An 18,701-nucleotide genomic window follows, 5' to 3' on the forward strand; every position below is an offset into this window, starting at 1 on the left:
CGCGCCATAGCTCAGAGGCAAATCATGGCCCGTTTCGCAATCGCGGCCGTCTCCGCACATGTCGCCACACCGGCGCCGGCCGATATGGCTGTGACCATCCCCTTCGCGGCGGAGATCGGAGGCAAGCCGTTTTCCTGCGCCGAAACCTTTGCCGATCTCGGCAGCACGGCCGCCAAGGCACAGGCGGTCGACTTCCGCCTGTTCGTTTCCGAAGCCGCGCTGGTAAAGGCTGACGGTACCCTGCAGCCGATCGCGCTGGAGCAGGATGGGCAGTGGCAGCTTGAAGGCCTCACCCTACTGGAGTTCGAGGACGCCAGCGGCAACTGCGTCAACGGCACAGCGGGCATCAACACCGCGCTGCGCGGCGCGGTGCCTGATGGCGACTATACCAGGCTTGTATTCACCATCGGTGAGCCCTTTGCTCAGAACCATGGCGACCCGACCGTTCTGCCCTCGCCCCTGAATATCACTGCGATGCTCTGGAACTGGCAGAACGGCTACACGTTCACGAGCATCGATCTGGTGCCGAGCGCCATGATGGACCTGCCCGCAGGGACGCAGCCCCTCGTCGCGATGCGCTAGGCCATGCGATGCTCCGTGATCAGGGCGGCGGCCTGCCTGCCGGCCGGGGCGGACTTTGCCCTTGATGCCAGTTACATCTGGCCGCTGCCCGACTGGATGCCGCGCCCGCCCGTGCCCGCCGACAACCCGATGTCGGCGGAGAAAGTGGAGCGTGGCCGCCACCGGTTCGAATGTTGTCACTGCCATTCCGGCGTGCAATTCACCGACACCATCCAGACGGCCCTGATGCCCGAGGGTGAGGTCGGCTATCACAACACCGGGCTTCATGCCGACTATTCCGCCAGCGCGCCGGGGCTGATCGGGATCACCGGGCGGCCTCAGGACGCGGGCCACTTCCGCACACCCGATCTGCGCAATGTGGCGGTGACGGCCCCCTGCATGCATGACGGGTCGATCCCCGATCTGAGCGGCGCGATCGGGCATTACGCCAGCGCGGGCCGCGCGGACCATCCCATGAAGGACGGCATGATTCAGGGCTTTCGCGTCAGCGATGCCGAAATCGCCGACCTGATCGCCTTTCTGGAAGGCCCGACGGATGAGGGGTTCCTCACCGATCCCAGCCTTTCAGACCCCTGGCCGGAAGGGCACCCGGCCCGGGCACCACGACAGATGCCCTGAAGACCCACAGGAAAGGGAACGCGAATGAAACTCTCACTTATCACTGCGGCCGTGCTGTCCATGACCACGACCGGGGCCTTCGCCCATGCCACGTTCGAGAAGGGCGAAGCGCAGCAGGGCGCGGCCTACAAGGCCGTCCTCCGCGTGCCGCACGGCTGCAACGGCGAGGCTACGCTGAAGGTCCGGATCCAGATCCCCGAAGGCGTGATCGCGGTGAAGCCGATGCCCAAGGCGGGCTGGACGCTGGAAACCGTGAAGGGTCCCTACGAGAAGGAATACGACTACTACGGCTCGAAGCTGAAGGAAGGCGTCAAGGAGATCGTCTGGACGGGCGAGCTGCCCGACGAGTTCTATGACGAGTTCGTCTTCCGTGCCAATATCACCGACGCCTTTGCCGTGGGCTCGATGGTCTATTTCCCGACCGTGCAGGAATGCGCCAGTGGTGCCGAGCGCTGGATCGAGATTCCGGCCGAAGGTCAGGACCCTGATGAACTGGAAGGCCCCGCTCCGGGCGTGAAGGTCATCGAGGCTGGCCACGAGCATTGAGGTTTCCCGCGGCCTTGAGTGGAGAGGCGTCCTGCTATCCTGCAAGGCCGCGCCTTGGCCCTTCATTCCGGGGGGTTTAGGTTGACTCCTCCTGCCGGGCTTACCTACCGGCAGGAGCCCTTTTGAAAGAAAGTGATGTGGGAAGGGCTCGCATGTCCACGATGATCCGATCTGTCGGTCGTCTCGCCTTGGCCGCGTTCCTTTTGTCCCTTCTCTTCAGCATGCCAGCGCTTGCCCATGCCGAGTTTCGCGGCAGTGAGCCGGCGCAGGACAGTGTGCTGGTCGCCATGCCTGCCGCGGTCAGCCTGCGATTTTCGGAACAGGTCGGGGTTCTGGTGCTGGAATGGCGTCTGCCGGATGGCAGCCTGCACCCCGCCACAGGCGAGGCGGGCGCCGACGTGCTGACGGTTCAGCCGCCGCAGGACGCGGGGCGCGGCACCTATGTGCTGCGCTGGCGCGTCGCCTCGGCCGACGGGCATCCGGTGGGCGGGTCGCTTGTCTTCTCGGTCGGCGAGGTCACAGGCGCTGCGCCGGACGTGCAGTCAGAGCCGGGGTCGGTCCCGGCGGTTCTGGCGCGTGCGGCCTTTGTGCTGGCGCTTGTGCTGTCGGTCGGGGCGGCGGTGTTTCATCATGCGGTGGCACCGCTTTCTGCACGGTTCGCGCATCTGCAGTCCTTGATCGCAGGTCTCGTATTGCCGCTGGGTGGGCTCTGGATCGCTGTCGAGGGGGCAGAGCGGTTGGGGAGAGGGACTGAAGCCATCTTTTCTGCAGCTGCGATGACGGCAGGGTTGCAAAGCCCTGTCCTCTTCACGGTCATTCTTGCGGCCCTTGCAGCCCCTCTTGTCTACGGGGCGCTGCAGGCCGGATCGCAATGGGCCGCCGCCTTGGCGCTGGGACTTGCGGCCCTGTCTTTCGCCGTCTCGGGCCATGCCCTTTCCGCCCCGGGCGGGGTGGCGCCGTTGCTGACGGCCCTGCATGCTGGCGCGATCATCCTGTGGGTGGGGGGCCTTTGGCCTCTGGCTTTTGCAGTGCAGGGAGCGGATCGCCTGATGGTTCTGCGCCGGTTCTCGGGCGTGGCCCTCCCGGCCGTGGTGGTCCTGATCGGGTCCGGCGTTGCGCTGGCGCTGCTGCATCGGGGCAGTGCGGGGCTTCTGTCGTCTGACTGGGCGCGGCTTCTGGCGGTAAAGCTTGCGCTGGTGGCGGGGATGCTGGCGCTAGCGCTGTGGCACCGCCTGCGCGCGATGCCGCGCCTTGCGTCGGGAACCGAGGTTCCCGTGCGGCGCAGCGTGGCGGTCGAGGCGGGGTTGGGGATGGCCGTCCTGATGCTGGCCATGGGCTTCCGCCTTGCGCCCCCGCCGTCGGCAGCCGCGACCTTGCCCGATCCGGTGGCGATCCACATCCACACTGTCCAGGCGATGGTGGATCTGGCCGCGACCGCACCCTTTCCCGGCACGACGGGGTTCCGCCTTGGCATCGCTGATGCCGATTTCATCCCTTTCGATCCGCAGGAAGTCACCCTCAGCCTGACGGATAAGGAGGCTGGGATCGGACCGCTGTCTGCCCCGGCTGTCCGGATGGGTCCGGGGCTGTGGGAGGTTGAACCGATGACACTGCCGACGCCCGGCCCGTGGGAGGTGCGGATCACGCTTCTGGTCACTGATTTCGAGCAGTTCCGTTTGACGGGCACCTTGCCCGCCCCGCCTGAGCAAAGCCCATGACAGATGAACGCAAACGCGAGGGCGACGTCGCCCTGACCTTCGACCCGGGCCATGTCTTGGACGGGACCGTCGCCTTCATCGGCCATCTGTCGACACCCTGGCAGCAAGGGCACTGCCCCAAGAACCTGACCGAGGCGCGCAGTCTGGGCGGGCCGTTCCATGCTCATGTCAAGCAAGCCTATCGCGACGGGCTGGCGGGGCTTGGCGTGGGGGCGCCGGTCATCCTTCTTTACTGGATGGGATCGGCGCGGCGGGACCTGATCCTGCAGGCCCCCGCGCACAAGCCCGCCCCGACGGGAACCTTCGCGCTGCGCTCGCCCGCCCGGCCGAACCCGATTGCCCTGGCGGTTGTCAGGCTTTTGGCCATCGATGCGGCGGCGGGTGTCCTGACGATCGACTCCTGCGATGCCTTCGACGGCACGCCGCTGATCGACATCAAACCCTGGCTGCCCGGGGTCGACCTGCCGCCCGGCTTTGCCGTCGGGTCCACCGCATGACTGAGGCCCGACATATCCTGATCGTCGAGGACGACCCGAGGCTTCTTCAGACGCTGGCCGAAAGCTTTGCCCGGCGCGGCCATCGGGTCACCACGGCGGCCAGCGTGGACGAGGCGCTGCGCCGCGCGCGCGGCGCCATGCCCAGCCATGCGGTGGTCGATCTGAAACTGGCCGAGGGCAGTGGGCTGGATGTGGTGGCGCATCTGGCGGCCCTGCAACCGCCCCCCCGGATCGTGGTGCTGACGGGCTTTGCCTCGATCGCCACCACGGTCGAGGCGATCAAGCTAGGGGCGGTTCATTACCTCGCCAAACCCGCCACCGTGCGTGAGATCGAGGCCGCATTCGACCATGTCGCCGGGCGCGAGATGCCGCAGATCGATGGAGGGCCGCGTGTCTCGGCGCTGAAGACCCAGGAATGGGAGATGATCCAGCAGACGCTGGCCGCGACGGATTTCAACATCTCGGAGGCAGCCCGCAGGCTGGGCATGCACCGCCGGACCCTTGCGCGCAAGCTGGCCAAGCAGCCTATCCGATGAGCGGGGTTGTTCGCATGGCCGCGAGGCGCGGCGGATCTGGCGCGCGGGGCAGCTTGATCCCGATCATGGCGGTGCGAGGTGCGGACGGCAGGAATGGCCGGGTGCAGCCCCCGCGCGCTGCACGGTGAGAAGGACCGCTTTATGCCCGAAAGCCAGACCCAATCCATCCGCAGACGCGCCGAGGTTCTGAACCTTCAACTCTTGGTCTGGCTGCGATGGTTTGCCGTTGCGGGCATGCTGACGGCGGTCTTCTTCGCGCATGTCCTGTTGAAGATCACGCTTCCCCTTTGGGAGATCGGCGTCCTGCTTGCCTTTCTGGTCGCGCTGAATCTGGTTGCGGCGTGGCGTCTCCGTCGGCCGCGGGGTGGTCTGGCACGGGCGGTGCTGGCAGATCTTCTGGTCGATGTCGGCGCCTTGACCATCCTTCTCTATCTGACCGGAGGTGCGCAGAACCCGTTTACGGGCATGTTCATCCTGCAGGCCATCGTCGCGGCCTTCCTGTTGCCGCCCCTGCAGGCCGGGATCATCTTCGTCGCAACGGTCGCGGCGCAGCTTTGGCTTCTGGGCCACGGCCTGCCCATCGACATCCCCATGTCGCACAGCCATGCCGGGCCGACCATGTCCGACATCCACTTGCAGGGGATGTTCCTCAGCTTCTTCTTCAGTGCGGCGCTGGCGGTGCTGTTCATCCTTGGCATCCGCGACAACCTGCGCCAGCGGGACGCGCGGCTGGACCGGATTGCCCGGCAGATCGAGGAGGAAAAGGTCGTGATGCGGCTTGGCCTTCTGGCCGGAACGGCCGCGCATGACATCAGCACGCCGCTGACCAATCTGGCGGTGATCCTTGACGACTGGCTGGACCTTGGCCTGCCCGATGAAGCCGAGCAAAGGCGCCAGATCGCGCTGATGCAAGAGGCCGTCTCGACCTGCCGCGAAAGCCTGACGCAGATGCTGGCGATGGGAGGACGCGGCCGGATCGAGGCTGCCCATGCGGCCGATCCAATGGCGCTTGTCCGCGAGGTGGGCGGCGCCTGGCAGGCCCGCTACCCCGAGATCGGCATCACCTACCGCAACCAGAGGACGGGATCGGGCATGATTCTTGCCGACCTTCTGTTGACAAGGTCGCTCGCGAACCTTCTGGACAACGCGCGCGAGGCAGGGGCCCGCACCATCACGCTGATTGCCGAGGATGACGGAGCAGGCATCGTGCTGCGCATCCGCGATGACGGGTCGGGCTTTCCCGACACGGTCTTGCAAGGCATCGTCCCGCCGGTGCCTGACAGGGCCGCGCCGGACGGGTCGCACGGGTTGGGGCTGTTCCTCGTCCGCTCGGCCCTGCGTCGGATGGGCGGCGCCTTGCGGCTGTCGAACCGGCCCGAAGGCGGGGCCGAGGTCAGCGTCCTGCTGCCCCGGGTCATTCATGCGGGCAGCTGAGGCGCAGGGGGCGCTTGCCCTGATCCTGTCGCGCGAGGCCCGGCTGTCGCGGGGGGCGGCGGTCCTTTCGGTCGCAGGATCGGCGCTGTGGATCGCGCAGGCGGCGGTGATCGCCGCAGCTATCGTGCAACTGATGGGGCAGGGGGGGCTTGCGCCACTGCCGGCAGCCATCCTGCTGTTCGGTCTTGCCGCGCTGCGGGCGGGGGTCGAGGCTGTGGCGCAGCGCCTGACCCAATCCCTGTCGGCGCGGGTCGGGCAGGGCTTGCGTGCGCGGCTTGCCGCCCATGTCCTGCGTCTGTCGCCTGCCGGACAGGACGAGGATCACGCGGGGCTTGCAAGCCTTGCGGGCGAGGGGATTGCGCAGATCGGCCCCTGGGTCGAACGCTATCGCCCGGCCCGCCTGCGGGTCATGGTGCTGTCGCCTCTGATCCTGGTCCTGACGCTGACGCAGTCCTGGGCGGCGGGGCTGGCGCTGGCGCTGACGGGCCCGCTGATCCCGGTGTTCATGGCGCTGGTGGGCTGGGCCGCCGAGGCGGCATCGCGCCGCCATCTGGTGAAACAGGGGGCGCTGAACCGCCTGCTCCTCGACCGGATCGCCGCGCTGATCGACCTGCGCCTGCTGGGGGCCGTGGCGCGCGCGCGGGATGATCTGGCGCGGCAGTCGGCCGATCTGCACCAGCACAGCATGGCGGTGCTGCGGCTGGCCTTCCTGTCCTCGGCGGTGCTGGAGTTCTTTGCAGCTCTGGGTGTGGCGCTGGTCGCGGTGCATGTCGGCCTGTCGCTGCTGGGGCTGATCGACTGGGGCGCCTGGGGGGCGGGGCTTTCGCCCTTTGGCGGCATCTTCGTCCTGCTGATCGCACCGGATTTCTATCAGCCGCTGCGCGACCTCGCCGCCACCTGGCACGACCGCGCCAATGCCGAGGCCGCGGCGGCTGCGGTGGACCGTGAACTGGCCCGTGGCGATCTGATCCTTGGCGCGGGCGGCGCTGGCGCGCCTGTGGCGGGCAGTCTGGTCTGGCGCGGCCTTGGCGTCACCCGGGCGGACCAGCGCATCGGCTTTCCGGACGGCACCCTTGCCCCGGGTGAGGCCGTGGCCCTGACCGGCGCCAGCGGCACGGGCAAGACCACGCTTCTGCTGGCGCTGGCCGGCCTGCTGCGCGCGGGCGGAGAGGTTCGCCAAGGCGACCGGTCGCTTGACGACGCGACGGCCGACACCTTTCGCGCGGGCTTGTGCCTGATCCCGCAGGTGCCGCGCTTTCCCGATCTGCCGCTGTCTGAATGGCTCGACCCTGGCGGCCGGGCGGACCCGTCCGCAGTGGCGGCGGCGCTGTGCATGCTCGGGGTCGATGCGGCTGTCGCGGCCCTGCCGGATGGATTGCAGACACGGCTGGGCGAAACCGGCGGCGGCGTGTCGGGCGGAGAAGCGCGGCGGCTGCTTGTCGCCCGCGCGCTGATCGCGCAGCCCGCGATCGTTCTGGCCGATGAGCCGACGGCCGATCTGGACGCGGACACAGCCGCAGCCGTGACAGGTGCGCTTTTCTCCCTGCGGGGACAGGGGACGGCGCTTCTGGTGGCGACGCACGACACCGCACTGATCGCGCGGATGGACCGGGCGATCCGGCTGGAGGCAGGCGCATGACCCTGTCCCGGCTGGTGCATGACCTTATGGCGGTCGCCCCGCGCCGCTTTGCCATGGCCGCTGCGCTGGTGGTTGCGGTGCATCTGACGGGGCTTCTGCTTCTGGGCCTGTCCGGCTGGTTCGTCGCGGCTTCGGCCCTTGCGGGGCTGACCGGGCTGGGGCTGGTGTTCGATTTCTTCCGCCCCTCGGCCATCATCCGGCTGACCACGCCGCTGCGCGCGCTTGCCCGCTATGGCGAACGGGTGACGGGCCATGACGCCACGCTGCGCGCGTTGATGGACCTTCGCCTGCGCCTGTTCGCGGCATTGTCGCGGCGCAATGCGGCAGACGTGGCGCGCTTGCGCTCAGCCGAGGGTCTGAACCGCCTGACGGCTGATCTTGATGCCATCGAGGGGCTTCTGATCCGACTGGTGCTGCCCGCGCTGGCGGTGCCGGTGACGCTGATCCTTGGCGGCACGGCGATTGCGCTCTTGGCCGGCCCCCGGGCCGCGGCTTTGGCGCTGGGGTGCCATGTTGCGGTGTTGGCCCTGCTTGGATGGATCGCCGCCGCCGGGCGCGGGGGCGCGATGCGGCAGGAAGCGGCATTCCAACAGATCCGCAGCCGCATGGCCGAAGAGATGCGCCTGCGGTCGGATACGGCGCTTCACGGGCAGCTTCCCACGGCGCTGGCACGGGTGCTGGAGGCCGCAACCGCGATGGAGGACGCGCGCGCCGCGATGGACCGGGGCGAACGGCACGCCACCTTTGTCCTGTCCCTTCTGCCCGGAGTGGCGGCGGCGGGCGTCCTGGTGCTTAGCCGCGCCGATGCAGCCTTCACGCTTGCCGCGATGCTGGTCGCTGTTGCGATGGCCGAAGGCGCGAGGGGCTTGTGGCGCGGACTTGCCGAACTGGGGCGCATGCAGCTTGCAGCAGCGCGCATGGAGTGCGGCGCATCGGGCGCGGAAGTCAACTCCGCCTGCGTCGCAGACTTGAATGCGCCGCCCTTGGTGCTGGCGGGGCTTTCGGCGCAGCAGGCCGGGCGGGCGGCGCTGTTGCGCCCGGTCGACCTGACCTTGCGTCAAGGGGAATGGGCGGCGCTGGTCGGGCCTTCAGGCGCGGGCAAATCGACGCTTCTACAGACCATCGCAGGGCTGCTGCCCACGTCAGGCGGGGAGGTTTACCTGTTAGGCCACCGGCTGCAGGACTGGCCCGAGGATGCGCTGCGCGCTCGGCTGTGCCTTGTTCCGCAGCGCCCCGCGCTGATCGGCGGGACGGTGGAGGACAACCTTGCGCTGGCCGCGACCGCCACGACCTCCGCCGAGATGGAGGCCGCGTTGCGGGCCGTAGCCTTGTGGTACCCCCTGTCCGGGCGCGGCGGGCTGCGCGCGCCCTTGGGTGCGCAGGGCGCAGGGTTATCCGGGGGCGAGGCGCGGCGGCTCGCGCTGGCGCGGGCCATCCTTCGGCGGCCTGCGGTCCTTCTTCTGGACGAACCGACCGAAGGGCTGGACAGCGCGACCGCCCACGCCGTCCTGTCGGGCCTGCGCACGGCTTTGCCCCAGGCGGCGGTCGTGATCGTGTCGCATCGCGCCGAGGATTGCGCCGGGGTTGGACAAATTGTCCAAGCCAAGCGGATTTCGCCCGGGTCCAGCCGCGCAACCTGATCCAGATCAAGCCGAATTCCCGCATCTCCCCGCATGCCAAAGGCAAGCCCGGTCCCTTACCGGGTGCGGGAAAGGAGTTTTCGCATGGAGTTCGACGTCGTCGACCTGTCGCGCCTGCAGTTTGCGGCGACGGCAATGTATCACTTCCTCTTCGTGCCGCTGACGCTGGGTCTGTCGATCCTCATCGCGATCATGGAGACGGTCTACGTCATGACCGGCCGCCCGATCTGGCGGCAGATGACCAAGTTCTGGGGCACGCTGTTCGGGATCAACTTCGTCCTTGGTGTTGCCACCGGCATCACCATGGAATTCCAGTTTGGCATGAACTGGAGCTACTATAGCCACTACGTCGGCGACATCTTCGGCGCCCCCTTGGCCATCGAAGGGCTGATGGCCTTCTTCCTGGAAGCCACCTTCGTCGGACTTTGGTTTTTCGGCTGGGAAAAACTCTCTGCCCGGGCCCATCTGATCGTGGGCTGGTGCGTGGCGCTTGGGTCGAATTTCTCGGCGCTGTGGATCCTGATCGCCAATGGCTGGATGCAGAACCCGGTGGGCGCGGTGTTCAACCCCGAAACGATGCGGATGGAGCTGGAGGATTTCAGCGCCGTCTTGTTCAACGAGGTGGCGCAGGCGAAGTTCGTCCATACCGTCAGTGCCGGCTATGTGACGGCGTCGGTGTTCGTGATCGGTGTCTCGGCCTGGTATTTGCTGCGCGGTCGTCATACGGAAATGGCGCGGCGCTCGATCGCGGTAGCTTCGGCCTTTGGTCTTGCTTCGGCGCTGTCGGTCATCGTGCTGGGCGACGAGTCCGGATATGAGGCCACGCTGAACCAGCGCATGAAGCTGGCCGCGATGGAAGCGATGTGGGAGACCGAGCCCGCCCCCGCCGCCTTCACCCTCTTCGGCCTGCCCGATACCGAAGCGCGCGAGACGCATTTTGCCATCAGGATTCCGGCCGTGATGGGCTTGATCGGCACCCGATCCCTGACCGAGGAAATCCCCGGGATCACCGATCTGGTGGCCGAAGCCGAGAAGCGGATCAGGTCGGGCCTGATTGCTTACGACGCGCTGCAGACGATCCGGCAGGACCGCGCCGCAACAGCGCCAGAGGTCCTCGCTGCGTTCGAGGGCAATGGTGCCAACCTTGGCTATGCCATGTTGCTGATGCGCTATGTCGAGGATCCGCGCGCCGCGACCGAGGCGCAGATCGCAGCGGCGGCCTGGGATACCGTGCCGAGCGTCGGGCCCATGTTCTGGTCCTTCCGTGCCATGGTGGGCGCGAGCTTCGTGATGCTGGTTTTCCTGGCCTTCGCCTTCTGGCGCACCAGCTTCCGCGGCGGCACCTATCCGGACTGGTTCCTGAAACTGGCCGTCGTTCTGATCCCGTTGCCGTGGCTGGCCTGCGAACTGGGCTGGTTCGTGGCCGAATTTGGTCGTCAGCCGTGGACGGTGGATGGCATCCTGCCCACGGTCATCTCGGCAAGTCACCTGTCGGTCCTGGACCTTCTGTTGACGCTGGCCGGGTTCGTAACCTTCTACACTGTGCTTCTGGTGATCGAGATGCGGCTGATGCTGGCGGCGATCCGCAAGGGACCGGTGCAGGACGTCGACCTGACCGACGCCTGGATGGCTGCGCATGTGACACGGCTGGCCACGCCTTCGTCCCAAACCCTTGCCCAACCTGCGGAGTGACGGGCCATGATCCTGCATGAACTTCTGAGTTACGACCTCTTGCGCCTGATCTGGTGGGTGCTTCTGGGGGTGCTTCTGATCGGCTTTGCCCTGACCGACGGCTTCGACATGGGCGTGGGCGCGCTTCTGCCCTTCGTGGGCAAGACCGATGAAGAACGCCGCATCGCCATCAATACGGTCGGGCCGGTCTGGGAAGGCAATCAGGTCTGGCTGATACTTGGAGGCGGCGCGATCTTTGCTGCCTGGCCGCCGCTGTATGCCGTCAGCTTCTCGGGCTTCTACCTCGCCATGTTCCTGGTGCTGGCAGCGCTGATCCTGCGGCCCGTGGGCTTCAAGTATCGCAACAAGCGACCTGACGCTGCCTGGCGCAAACGGTGGGACTGGGCGCTGTTCGTCGGCGGTGCAGTGCCGGCGCTAGTGTTTGGCGTGGCGGTCGGAAATGCGCTGCAAGGCGTGCCGTTCGAGCTCACCGACAGCCTGATGCCGCTGTATCAGGGCAATGCGGTGATGAAGCTTCTTGGCCTTCTGAACCCTTTCGCACTGCTGGTGGGCGTGGTGTCGCTGACCATGCTGCTGACCCACGGTGCGACCTGGCTGTCATTCAAGGCCGAGGGCGTCGTGGCCGAGCGCGCTCGCGCCATCGGCTCGGTTACGGGACCGGTTGCGATCATGACCTTCCTTCTGGCGGGGGTCTGGCTAGCCTTTGGTATCCCGGCCTATCACTACGTTGCGGAACTTCCCGCGGGCAGCCCGTCCAACCCGCTTCTCGGCGAGGTTGTCCGCGAAGGGTCATGGCTGACCGCTTATAGCCTGCGGCCATGGATCGCCATCGCTCCGGTCTTGGGCGTGCTGGGCATCGCGCTCGCTACGCTTGGACTGCGCAAGGAGCGTGCCGGCTGGGCGCTTCTGGCCTCCCTGCTGGGCATCTTCGGTGTGATCTCGACAGTCGGGCTGACGATGTTTCCCTTCATCCTGCCGTCGTCGGTCCAGCCCGGCGCCTCGCTTACGGTCTGGAACGCATCGTCGTCGCACCTGACCCTGTTCATCATGCTGGTCTGCACGGTGATCTTCCTGCCCATCGTGCTTGGCTACACCGCCTGGGTCTACAAAGTGCTCTGGGGCAAGGTCGATGCCGCCGAAGTCACCAGCAACCCCAACGCCTATTGAGGAGAAACCCATGTGGTACTTCGCCTGGCTGCTTGGCCTCCCTGTCGCCGCGATGTTCGCCGTCATCAACGCCATGTGGCTTGAGATGCAGTCCGACGCCCGGATGACTAGCGCGCCGAAGCGCTGACCCCCTTCCAGCGGGACCCACATCTCGCTGGCTGCGTCCTGGCTGCGTCCCTTCGTGATCAGGACATCACTGGCCGCCCGCTTGGTCGGGCGGCCCCTTTTCTTGCCCTTGTTGCATCCGTTCGCAGGCCAATCCATAGACATGTGTGACCAGATTGCCACGCCGCTTGAGCGTGTTGCCCTCATGGGCAGTTTCAGCGCCTGTTCTCTCCTCGTGGTCTTGGTTTCCCGAAGGCGAACCCAGATGAGCCTATTGGCTTTGAAGCCGTCCTTGCAAATGTCCTCGACGTTCAGCCGCGAGACCTCAGACCGGCGCCGTCCCCCCGGAGGCCAAGGCGAGCATCAGCATCGCCCGATCGCGGATGCCGCGATGGCTGTCGTCGCAGGTGGCGAGCATTGTCCTCTGCTTGAGGAGACATGACATGACTGGCCAAATGGTTAGATAGGTTGTGAGAGATGTGGACCGTGCAGGACGCCAAGTCCCGCGTCTCGGTGGTGGTTGACGCGGCGCTGGCCGGGCGGCCGCAGGAGGTGACGCGGCGCGGGCATCCGGCGGTCGTGGTGCTGGCCGTCGAGGGATACCAACGGCTGGTGGCTGGCGCCGCGTCACAGCGGGAGAGCTTCGCCGACCCCCCTTCTGCACTTCCCGGGCGGCGATCTCGACCGACTGCAGGCCAGGCCGCGGGACGTGACCCTGTGATCTATGTCCTTGGCGCAAATGCCCTTTCGGCGGTGCGTTGGGCGGATCGCGCCCCGAAGGTGGCCGCCTGGCTGCAGGGTAAGCTGGAGGCGGCCCTGTTCCTGAGCGTGATCACCTTGGGCGCGATCGAGCGCGGCATCCGGGCGGAGGATCGGCAGAACCCGGCCTTTGCCGCCGACATGCGGGCCTGGGCTGACCGGACCGTCCGGCTGTTCTCGGACCGGCTTCTGCCCTTTGGCGCCGAGGAGGCGCGGGTCTGGGGGCGCCTCTCGCAGGAGATCGGCCATGGCGGCGCGGATCTGATGATCGCTGCGAGTGCGCTGGTGCGGGGTGCCACCCTCGTCACCGACAAGGTGGATGACTTCCGGCCCACCGGCGTGACCATCGAGAACCCGTTCTGAGGCCATTCCCGCCCTCCGGGTGTGGACAAGGATGCCCAGTTTCATGGCGCCCGCCACACCCACGATAAGGCGAACGAATCGTAAAGATGCATCTGCAAGCTATTGTTTTATATGGCCCCGATCTGGCGTCCGACCTCGGACGCCAGCCGCCGCAGGGCTTGGGCGTACAGCGTGACGTCGATCCCGACCCCCAGAAAATTGGCCCCCGCGGCCCGGCACTCGGCCAGAAAGGCCGGGTCGATGACCAGAACGCCCGCCGCGCGACCTGCCGCCCGGATGCGGCGCAGCCCGTCCAGCACCGCGGCCTTCACCTCCGGATGCCCGGCCTGCCCAAGAAAGCCCATGTCGGCCGCCAGGTCAGACGGCCCGATGAACACCCCGTCCACCCCCTCTACCGCCAGGATATCGTCCAAGGCTGCCATCCCCGCCCGGCTCTCGACTTGCAGGATCAGGCTGATCTGGTCGTTTGCCGTGGTCAGGTAATCCGGGATCGCCGCAAAGCCCGAAGCCCGTGCCAGCGCAGACCCCACCCCGCGGATCCCCTCAGGCGGGTACCGCGTCGCCCGCAACGCCCGCTCTGCTTGGCCGGCATCCTCGATCATCGGGATGAGAAGTGTCTGCGCCCCGATATCCAGCGCCTGCTTGATCCCGGCCGGATCATCGTTCCGCAGCCGCACCACCGGCGCCGGCCCCTTCCCCGCGATCACCGCCAGCTGCGCCGAAATCGACCGGATATCATTGGGCGCATGCTCTCCATCGATCAACAGCCAGTCAAACCCCGCCGTCGCCGCAATTTCGGCGGCGTAAGGGTCGGCCAGCCCAAGCCAGATGCCGTGCAGCACCTCTTCCCGGGCCAGCCGCTGTTTCAGGGTGTTGATGGGGGCGGGCATGGGAACCTCAGAAGTTCAAGGTGACGCGCCCGAAGGCACCGAAGTCGGCATCGAACCGGCTGCCCGGCGGGGCCTCGACGGGGCGGATGAAGCTGCCCGAGAGCAGCACCTGCCCGGCCTCGATTCCCTGCCCATATTGGGCCAGCCGATGCACGAGCCACAGAATGCCGGTGACAGGATCGTTCAGAACTCCCGCCCCGAGCCCGGTTTCCTCAACCACCCCGTCCCGCGCCACGATCGCCCCGATCCAGCGCAGATCGAAGGCATCCGCTGCGTGCCGCTGCGCCCCAAGCACGATGCCCGCGTTGGCGGCGTTGTCTGACACGGTGTCATAGATCACCCGCGCCTTGCCGGTGGCCGGATCGGCGCGGAGGATGCGGGTGTCGAGGATTTCCAGACTGGGCGCGACGTAATCGGTGGCGGCCAGAACCTCTTCCCGTGTGACCGAGGCCCCCTGCAGCGGCGCCCTCATCACAAAGGCAATCTCGGCCTCGATCCGAGGCTGGATGAAGCGGCCCGCAGGGATCGTTGACCCGTCGGCGAAGAGCATATCCTCCAGCAGCACCCCTGAATCCGGCGTGGTGATGTTCAGTGCCTGCTGCATGGCCCGGCTGGTCAGGCCGATCTTCCAGCCGATCACCCCCACACCCTGCGCCTGCTTTTTCGCCACCAATGCGGCCTGCACCGCATAGGCATCGTCCAGTGTCATGCCAGGATACTGCAGGCTGAGCAGCCCGCATTGCCGGCCAGTCCGTTCGGCCTGAAACAGCGTTTCGGCGGCGGCTTCGATCTGGTCCGGGGTCATTCGTCGGCTACCCCGTTGCGCAGGATGCCGATGCCCGGCACTTCGACCTCGATCACATCGCCGGGTTTCAGCCAGATCGGCGGATCGAACCTCGCGCCGGCGCCGGTGGGGGTGCCGGTCACGATGATGTCGCCCGGAACCAGCGTGGTGAAGGTGGAGATATAGGCGATCTGCCGCGCCACCGGGAACAGCATGCGCCCGGTGCGGTCGTGCTGGCGGACTTCACCATTCACGCGCGTGGTCAGCTCCACATCCATGATCTGCGCCGGGTCGGTGAAGGGCACGAGCCAGGGGCCGATGGAGCCGGAGGTATCCCAGTTCTTGCCTTGCGTGACGTTGAATTTCGCGTGGCGCACCCAATCGCGGATTGTGCCTTCGTTGCAGAGTGTCAGCCCGGCGATATGACCCAAAGCCTCGGCCTCGAGGATGCGGCGGCCGCCTTTGCCGATGACAATGGCGATTTCGCCTTCATAATCCAGCTGCCGGCTTTCCGGCGGGCGGATCAACGGCTGGCCCGCGCCCGTGAAGCTGCGCGCAAAGCGCGGGAACAGCGACATGTTGGCCGGGGCTTCCTGACCGTCCTTGTATTCAGCGTTGCGGTCGGGGAAGTTCACGCCGACGCAGATGATCTTTTCCGGGTCGGGCACCGGGATCTCATATGTGAACGATCCTTCGGCATGGGTCACGTCCCGCCCGGCGGCTGCGTCCAGAACCTGCGGGATCGCCTGAGCGGCGATCACGTCGCGCAGGGTCTTCCACTGCGGAAACCCGGGCGAAAGCGCGATCACGCCGCCTCGCGCGCCGACGCCCCAGAATTGGGCACCCGCGGCGGTGAAGGTCACGAGGTTCATTCGATGCCCCCAAGGCAAAGGTATTTCAGTTCCAGGAAGTCATCGAGCCCGTGGCGCGACCCTTCGCGCCCGAGGCCCGAGGACTTGACGCCGCCGAAGGGTGCCTCGGCGGTGCTGACAAGGCCGGTGTTCACCCCGACCATGCCGTACTCCAGCGCCTCGGACACACGGAAGCTGCAGGCCAGATCGCGGGTGTAGAGGTATGAAGCCAGACCGAATTCGGTATCATTGGCGGCGGCCACGACCTCGGCCTCCGTTTCGAACCGGAAGAGCGGCGCGACCGGGCCGAAGGTTTCCTCGCGGGCCACCGCCATGTCGGCGGTGACGCCGGTCAAGACGGTGGGCTCCCAGAAGGTGCCGCCAAGGGCATGGGGGCGGCCGCCAAGCCTGACACTGGCCCCTTTGGCCGTGGCATCCGCGATGTGTTCGGCGACCTTCTGAACCGCCTTGCCGTCGATCAGCGGGCCGAAGGTCACGCCGGGGGCAAAACCGTCCCCGGTTTGCAGCGTGGAAAGACGCGCCGCCAGCTTTTCGGCAAAGACGTCATAGACCCCGGCCTGCACATAGATGCGGTTGGCGCAGACGCAGGTCTGGCCGTTGTTGCGGAACTTGGCTATGATCGCGCCTTCGACGGCGGCATCCACATCGGCATCGTCAAACACGATGAAGGGCGCGTTGCCGCCCAGTTCCAGCCCCAGTCTCTTGATCGTCGGTGCGCATTGCGCGTAAAGCTGCGCGCCCACCTCGGTGCTGCCTGTGAAGGTCAGTTTGCGCACCACCGGGCTGGCGGTCAGCACCGCCCCAAGCACGCGGGCCGAGCCCGTCAGCACCGAAAACAGCCCGGCGGGCAGGCCCGCGCGTTCGGCCAGCACCGCCAGCGCGATGGCCGAGAACGGGGTCTGCGAGGCGGGTTTCAGCACCATTGCGCAGCCCGCCGCGAAGGCCGGGCCTGCCTTGCGGGTGATCATCGCATTGGGAAAGTTCCAGGGTGTGATGGCGGCCACCACACCGATCGGCTGTTTCAGCACAAGGATGCGCTTGTCGGGCGCATGGCCCGGCACGATGTCGCCATAGGCGCGGCGCGCCTCTTCGGCGAACCAGTCGATGAAGCTGGCTCCATAGGCAATCTCGCCCTTCGCCTCGGGCAGCGGCTTGCCCTGTTCGGCGGTCAGGATGGCGGCGAGGTCGTCCTGATGCGCCATCATCAGATCGTACCAGCGCCGCAGCACCTGCCCGCGATCCTTGGCCGTTCGCGCAGCCCAAGCCTTTTGCGCCAGTGCCGCGGCGGCAATCGCCTCTTCCGCATCGGCCGGCGTCAGGTCGGGCACATGGCCGATCACGGCGCCGGTCGAGGGGTTGGTCACGGCAAGGCCGCTCTTGCTGGCCGCGATCCACCGCGAACCGACCAGCGCGGCCTCGCGCAACAGCGAGGCATCGGACAGGCGGGCGCGCAGGTCGAAACGGTGAAGCTCGGTCATGGAAGGATCCGTATCGGCAGGGGTCAACCGGCTTGGCGTGCCATCCACTCGGCCACCAGCGCCTTGCCGTAATCGTTGCCGTTCGGCAGGCGGGTGATGATGTGGATGTGGAACTTGGCCGGGTCGGTGTTCGACAGCCACATCCCCGAATGATGGTCAAACTCGATCATCACTACGGGCGAGTGGATGTGGAAGTAGAACGGATCGTCGTCGCCATGCCCGCCGATCCAGCTGAACCAGGTGCGGTCCAAATGAGCCGAGATCCGGGCCATATGCGCGGCGCGCGGGCCATCGGGCCAGTGTTCGTGGAAGGTCTCGCACAGGTCCAGCAGAGCGGCCTTCTGCGCTTTGGAAAACTCGGCCACGCAAACCCCTTCCAGGGGGATCACGCGGTTGTCCTGGAAGGCTCCGCCCAAGTGTCGCTGGTCCGCAAAGTTGAAGCGCCAGGCCGGCATGGCCGGGTCTTCCATCAGCTTGAAGATCGTGGCCCTGTCCTGCAGCGCTTCTGGCAGCGATTGCATCAGCGCCAGGCCCTTGCGCTCTTCCTCCTTGAACAGCGCGAAACGCTCTCCGCTTTGCAGCGCGATCTCGTTCGGCTCGGTCCCCATGAAGGTGGGCGAGATCACCATTTGCCGACCGACGATCAGGCAGTTGTAGCCGATGTGATGGCCGTAAAGGTTGAAGCCCCAGGGCGCCGTCAGCGAGGGCGTGCCGTAGACGAGGACGTGATATGACCATTCGTTCATGATGTTGCGAAGGTCGTACAGCTCGCCCAGGTACAGGTTGGCCAGCATCAGCTGCCGCAGCTTCCGGAACCCACGGTCCGAGGTGCAGGCCGCCAGAAGCGCCATGAAGGCCGAACGCGACTGCTCCGCCATGTCTTCAAGTCTCACCCCTTCGGTGTTGAAGACGATTTCCGGATTGTACCAGCCGCGCCATTGCGGCGCGTCGACCGGGTGGCAGACGCGGGTGCGCTGGTCTTCTGTCAGGGTCGCCAGGAAGGTCTCGGCCGCCGCCACGGCCTGGGCCACGTCAAATCCCTCGTCGGCCAGCCGGTAAAGCCCGGTCTCAACCGTGCCGTCCTGGGTGATGCCGCGATAGGGTTCCTCGTAAAGCCGCGTCCATTCGGCCTTCAGCGCCGTGGCGCGCGCCGTGGCCAGGATCGGCTGCGAATAGCTCAGCGGGTCCAGCCCGTGCGACCGGGCGATCCGCGGCTCGGTCGCCGGCAGCAGATAGTCGCGATGGTCGGCGCTGGTCATATCTTTCCTCCCACGGGGGCCTTTGAAGGGCCAGCTTCGGCAGGGGCGCCCAAAGGGCAAGGGGGCTTTCGGAGCAATGTTCACATCGCGGAAAGGGCCCGGGCGGTAGGGAAGGGTATGGG

General features: G+C 66.8%; 18 protein-coding genes. 13 read left to right on the top strand and 5 right to left on the bottom strand.

Annotation, left to right across the window (positions count from 1 at the left end; all coding sequences use genetic code 11):
• Nucleotides 1–24: 24 nt before the first annotated feature.
• The 13 genes from JO391_RS17840 to JO391_RS21765 all read left to right on the top strand — a co-directional run bounded on the left by JO391_RS17840 (nt 25) and on the right by JO391_RS21765 (nt 13,296).
• Nucleotides 25–582: an MbnP family copper-binding protein gene (locus JO391_RS17840; protein WP_220661773.1), complete on the top strand. Its 558-nt coding sequence runs from the start codon at nt 25–27 to the stop codon at nt 580–582.
• Nucleotides 583–597: 15 nt separating this feature from the next.
• Complete coding sequence (locus JO391_RS17845; RefSeq protein ID WP_220661774.1) at nt 598–1,200, top strand: cytochrome-c peroxidase; 603 nt, start codon at nt 598–600, stop codon at nt 1,198–1,200.
• A gap of 24 nt (nt 1,201–1,224) precedes the next feature.
• Nucleotides 1,225–1,746 (top strand): YcnI family copper-binding membrane protein, encoded by a 522-nt coding sequence (locus JO391_RS17850; protein ID WP_220661775.1) that lies wholly within the window; start codon nt 1,225–1,227, stop codon nt 1,744–1,746.
• Between the two features lie 152 nt (nt 1,747–1,898).
• Entirely contained in the window at nt 1,899–3,464 is a 1,566-nt protein-coding gene (locus tag JO391_RS17855) for a copper resistance CopC/CopD family protein (protein ID WP_220661776.1), read from the top strand.
• A complete protein-coding gene (locus tag JO391_RS17860) occupies nt 3,461–3,961 on the top strand; it encodes a TrmO family methyltransferase domain-containing protein (RefSeq protein WP_220661777.1) in 501 nt (166 codons plus the stop codon). The genes JO391_RS17855 and JO391_RS17860 overlap by 4 nt, the downstream gene beginning before the upstream one ends.
• The gene (locus JO391_RS17865; RefSeq protein ID WP_220661778.1) at nt 3,958–4,497 is read left to right on the top strand and encodes a response regulator transcription factor; all 540 of its coding nucleotides are present in this window, start codon (nt 3,958–3,960) and stop codon (nt 4,495–4,497) included. Before JO391_RS17860 ends, JO391_RS17865 begins: the two co-directional genes overlap by 4 nt.
• A gap of 93 nt (nt 4,498–4,590) precedes the next feature.
• The gene (locus tag JO391_RS17870) at nt 4,591–5,931 is read left to right on the top strand and encodes an ATP-binding protein (RefSeq protein WP_220661779.1); all 1,341 of its coding nucleotides are present in this window, start codon (nt 4,591–4,593) and stop codon (nt 5,929–5,931) included.
• Nucleotides 5,918–7,570: an ATP-binding cassette domain-containing protein gene (locus JO391_RS17875; protein WP_220661780.1), complete on the top strand. Its 1,653-nt coding sequence runs from the start codon at nt 5,918–5,920 to the stop codon at nt 7,568–7,570. The genes JO391_RS17870 and JO391_RS17875 overlap by 14 nt, the downstream gene beginning before the upstream one ends.
• A complete protein-coding gene (locus JO391_RS17880; RefSeq protein WP_220661781.1) occupies nt 7,567–9,210 on the top strand; it encodes an amino acid ABC transporter ATP-binding/permease protein in 1,644 nt (547 codons plus the stop codon). Before JO391_RS17875 ends, JO391_RS17880 begins: the two co-directional genes overlap by 4 nt.
• Nucleotides 9,211–9,294: 84 nt before the next feature.
• On the top strand, nt 9,295–10,902 hold the full coding sequence (locus JO391_RS17885; RefSeq protein WP_220661782.1) for a cytochrome ubiquinol oxidase subunit I: 1,608 nt from the start codon (nt 9,295–9,297) through the stop codon (nt 10,900–10,902).
• Nucleotides 10,903–10,908: 6 nt separating this feature from the next.
• Nucleotides 10,909–12,069 (top strand): cytochrome d ubiquinol oxidase subunit II, encoded by a 1,161-nt coding sequence (gene cydB, locus JO391_RS17890; RefSeq protein ID WP_220661783.1) that lies wholly within the window; start codon nt 10,909–10,911, stop codon nt 12,067–12,069.
• Nucleotides 12,070–12,079: 10 nt separating this feature from the next.
• The gene (cydX, locus tag JO391_RS17895) at nt 12,080–12,196 is read left to right on the top strand and encodes a cytochrome bd-I oxidase subunit CydX (protein ID WP_220661784.1); all 117 of its coding nucleotides are present in this window, start codon (nt 12,080–12,082) and stop codon (nt 12,194–12,196) included.
• A gap of 455 nt (nt 12,197–12,651) precedes the next feature.
• Nucleotides 12,652–13,296, top strand: coding sequence for a type II toxin-antitoxin system prevent-host-death family antitoxin (locus tag JO391_RS21765; protein WP_310795046.1), 645 nt, complete (start codon nt 12,652–12,654; stop codon nt 13,294–13,296).
• 107 nt (nt 13,297–13,403) lie between these two features.
• On the opposite strand, the gene JO391_RS17910 is transcribed toward JO391_RS21765, so the two are convergent.
• From JO391_RS17910 to JO391_RS17930, 5 genes are read right to left on the bottom strand one after another with little or no spacing between them, the layout of a single operon-like run.
• Nucleotides 13,404–14,186: an aldolase/citrate lyase family protein gene (locus JO391_RS17910; RefSeq protein WP_220661786.1), complete on the bottom strand. Its 783-nt coding sequence runs from the start codon at nt 14,184–14,186 to the stop codon at nt 13,404–13,406.
• Nucleotides 14,187–14,193: 7 nt separating this feature from the next.
• Nucleotides 14,194–14,991: a 2-oxo-hept-4-ene-1,7-dioate hydratase gene (hpaH, locus tag JO391_RS17915; protein WP_220661787.1), complete on the bottom strand. Its 798-nt coding sequence runs from the start codon at nt 14,989–14,991 to the stop codon at nt 14,194–14,196.
• Nucleotides 14,988–15,842, bottom strand: a complete 855-nt coding sequence (locus JO391_RS17920; RefSeq protein WP_220661788.1) for a fumarylacetoacetate hydrolase family protein — start codon at nt 15,840–15,842, stop codon at nt 14,988–14,990. The genes hpaH and JO391_RS17920 overlap by 4 nt, the downstream gene beginning before the upstream one ends.
• On the bottom strand, nt 15,839–17,320 hold the full coding sequence (locus JO391_RS17925) for an NAD-dependent succinate-semialdehyde dehydrogenase (RefSeq protein ID WP_220661789.1): 1,482 nt from the start codon (nt 17,318–17,320) through the stop codon (nt 15,839–15,841). The genes JO391_RS17920 and JO391_RS17925 overlap by 4 nt, the downstream gene beginning before the upstream one ends.
• Nucleotides 17,321–17,343: 23 nt before the next feature.
• Nucleotides 17,344–18,579 (bottom strand): DUF3500 domain-containing protein, encoded by a 1,236-nt coding sequence (locus JO391_RS17930; RefSeq protein WP_220661790.1) that lies wholly within the window; start codon nt 18,577–18,579, stop codon nt 17,344–17,346.
• Nucleotides 18,580–18,701: the final 122 nt, after the last annotated feature.

Source organism: Neotabrizicola shimadae (assembly GCF_019623905.1).
Lineage (GTDB): Bacteria > Pseudomonadota > Alphaproteobacteria > Rhodobacterales > Rhodobacteraceae > Neotabrizicola > Neotabrizicola shimadae.

Coding starts and splice junctions, on each gene's coding strand:
- JO391_RS21765 (WP_310795046.1), top strand. CDS start 12,652: ATGTGGACCGTGCAGGACGCCAAGTCCCGCGTCTCGGTGGTGGTTGAC.
- JO391_RS17910 (WP_220661786.1), bottom strand. CDS start 14,186: ATGCCCGCCCCCATCAACACCCTGAAACAGCGGCTGGCCCGGGAAGAG.
- hpaH (WP_220661787.1), bottom strand. CDS start 14,991: ATGACCCCGGACCAGATCGAAGCCGCCGCCGAAACGCTGTTTCAGGCC.
- JO391_RS17850 (WP_220661775.1), top strand. CDS start 1,225: ATGAAACTCTCACTTATCACTGCGGCCGTGCTGTCCATGACCACGACC.
- JO391_RS17870 (WP_220661779.1), top strand. CDS start 4,591: ATGGCCGGGTGCAGCCCCCGCGCGCTGCACGGTGAGAAGGACCGCTTT.
- JO391_RS17865 (WP_220661778.1), top strand. CDS start 3,958: ATGACTGAGGCCCGACATATCCTGATCGTCGAGGACGACCCGAGGCTT.
- JO391_RS17860 (WP_220661777.1), top strand. CDS start 3,461: ATGACAGATGAACGCAAACGCGAGGGCGACGTCGCCCTGACCTTCGAC.
- JO391_RS17925 (WP_220661789.1), bottom strand. CDS start 17,320: ATGACCGAGCTTCACCGTTTCGACCTGCGCGCCCGCCTGTCCGATGCC.
- JO391_RS17920 (WP_220661788.1), bottom strand. CDS start 15,842: ATGAACCTCGTGACCTTCACCGCCGCGGGTGCCCAATTCTGGGGCGTC.
- JO391_RS17880 (WP_220661781.1), top strand. CDS start 7,567: ATGACCCTGTCCCGGCTGGTGCATGACCTTATGGCGGTCGCCCCGCGC.
- JO391_RS17885 (WP_220661782.1), top strand. CDS start 9,295: ATGGAGTTCGACGTCGTCGACCTGTCGCGCCTGCAGTTTGCGGCGACG.
- JO391_RS17855 (WP_220661776.1), top strand. CDS start 1,899: ATGTCCACGATGATCCGATCTGTCGGTCGTCTCGCCTTGGCCGCGTTC.
- cydB (WP_220661783.1), top strand. CDS start 10,909: ATGATCCTGCATGAACTTCTGAGTTACGACCTCTTGCGCCTGATCTGG.
- JO391_RS17840 (WP_220661773.1), top strand. CDS start 25: ATGGCCCGTTTCGCAATCGCGGCCGTCTCCGCACATGTCGCCACACCG.
- JO391_RS17930 (WP_220661790.1), bottom strand. CDS start 18,579: ATGACCAGCGCCGACCATCGCGACTATCTGCTGCCGGCGACCGAGCCG.
- JO391_RS17875 (WP_220661780.1), top strand. CDS start 5,918: ATGCGGGCAGCTGAGGCGCAGGGGGCGCTTGCCCTGATCCTGTCGCGC.
- cydX (WP_220661784.1), top strand. CDS start 12,080: ATGTGGTACTTCGCCTGGCTGCTTGGCCTCCCTGTCGCCGCGATGTTC.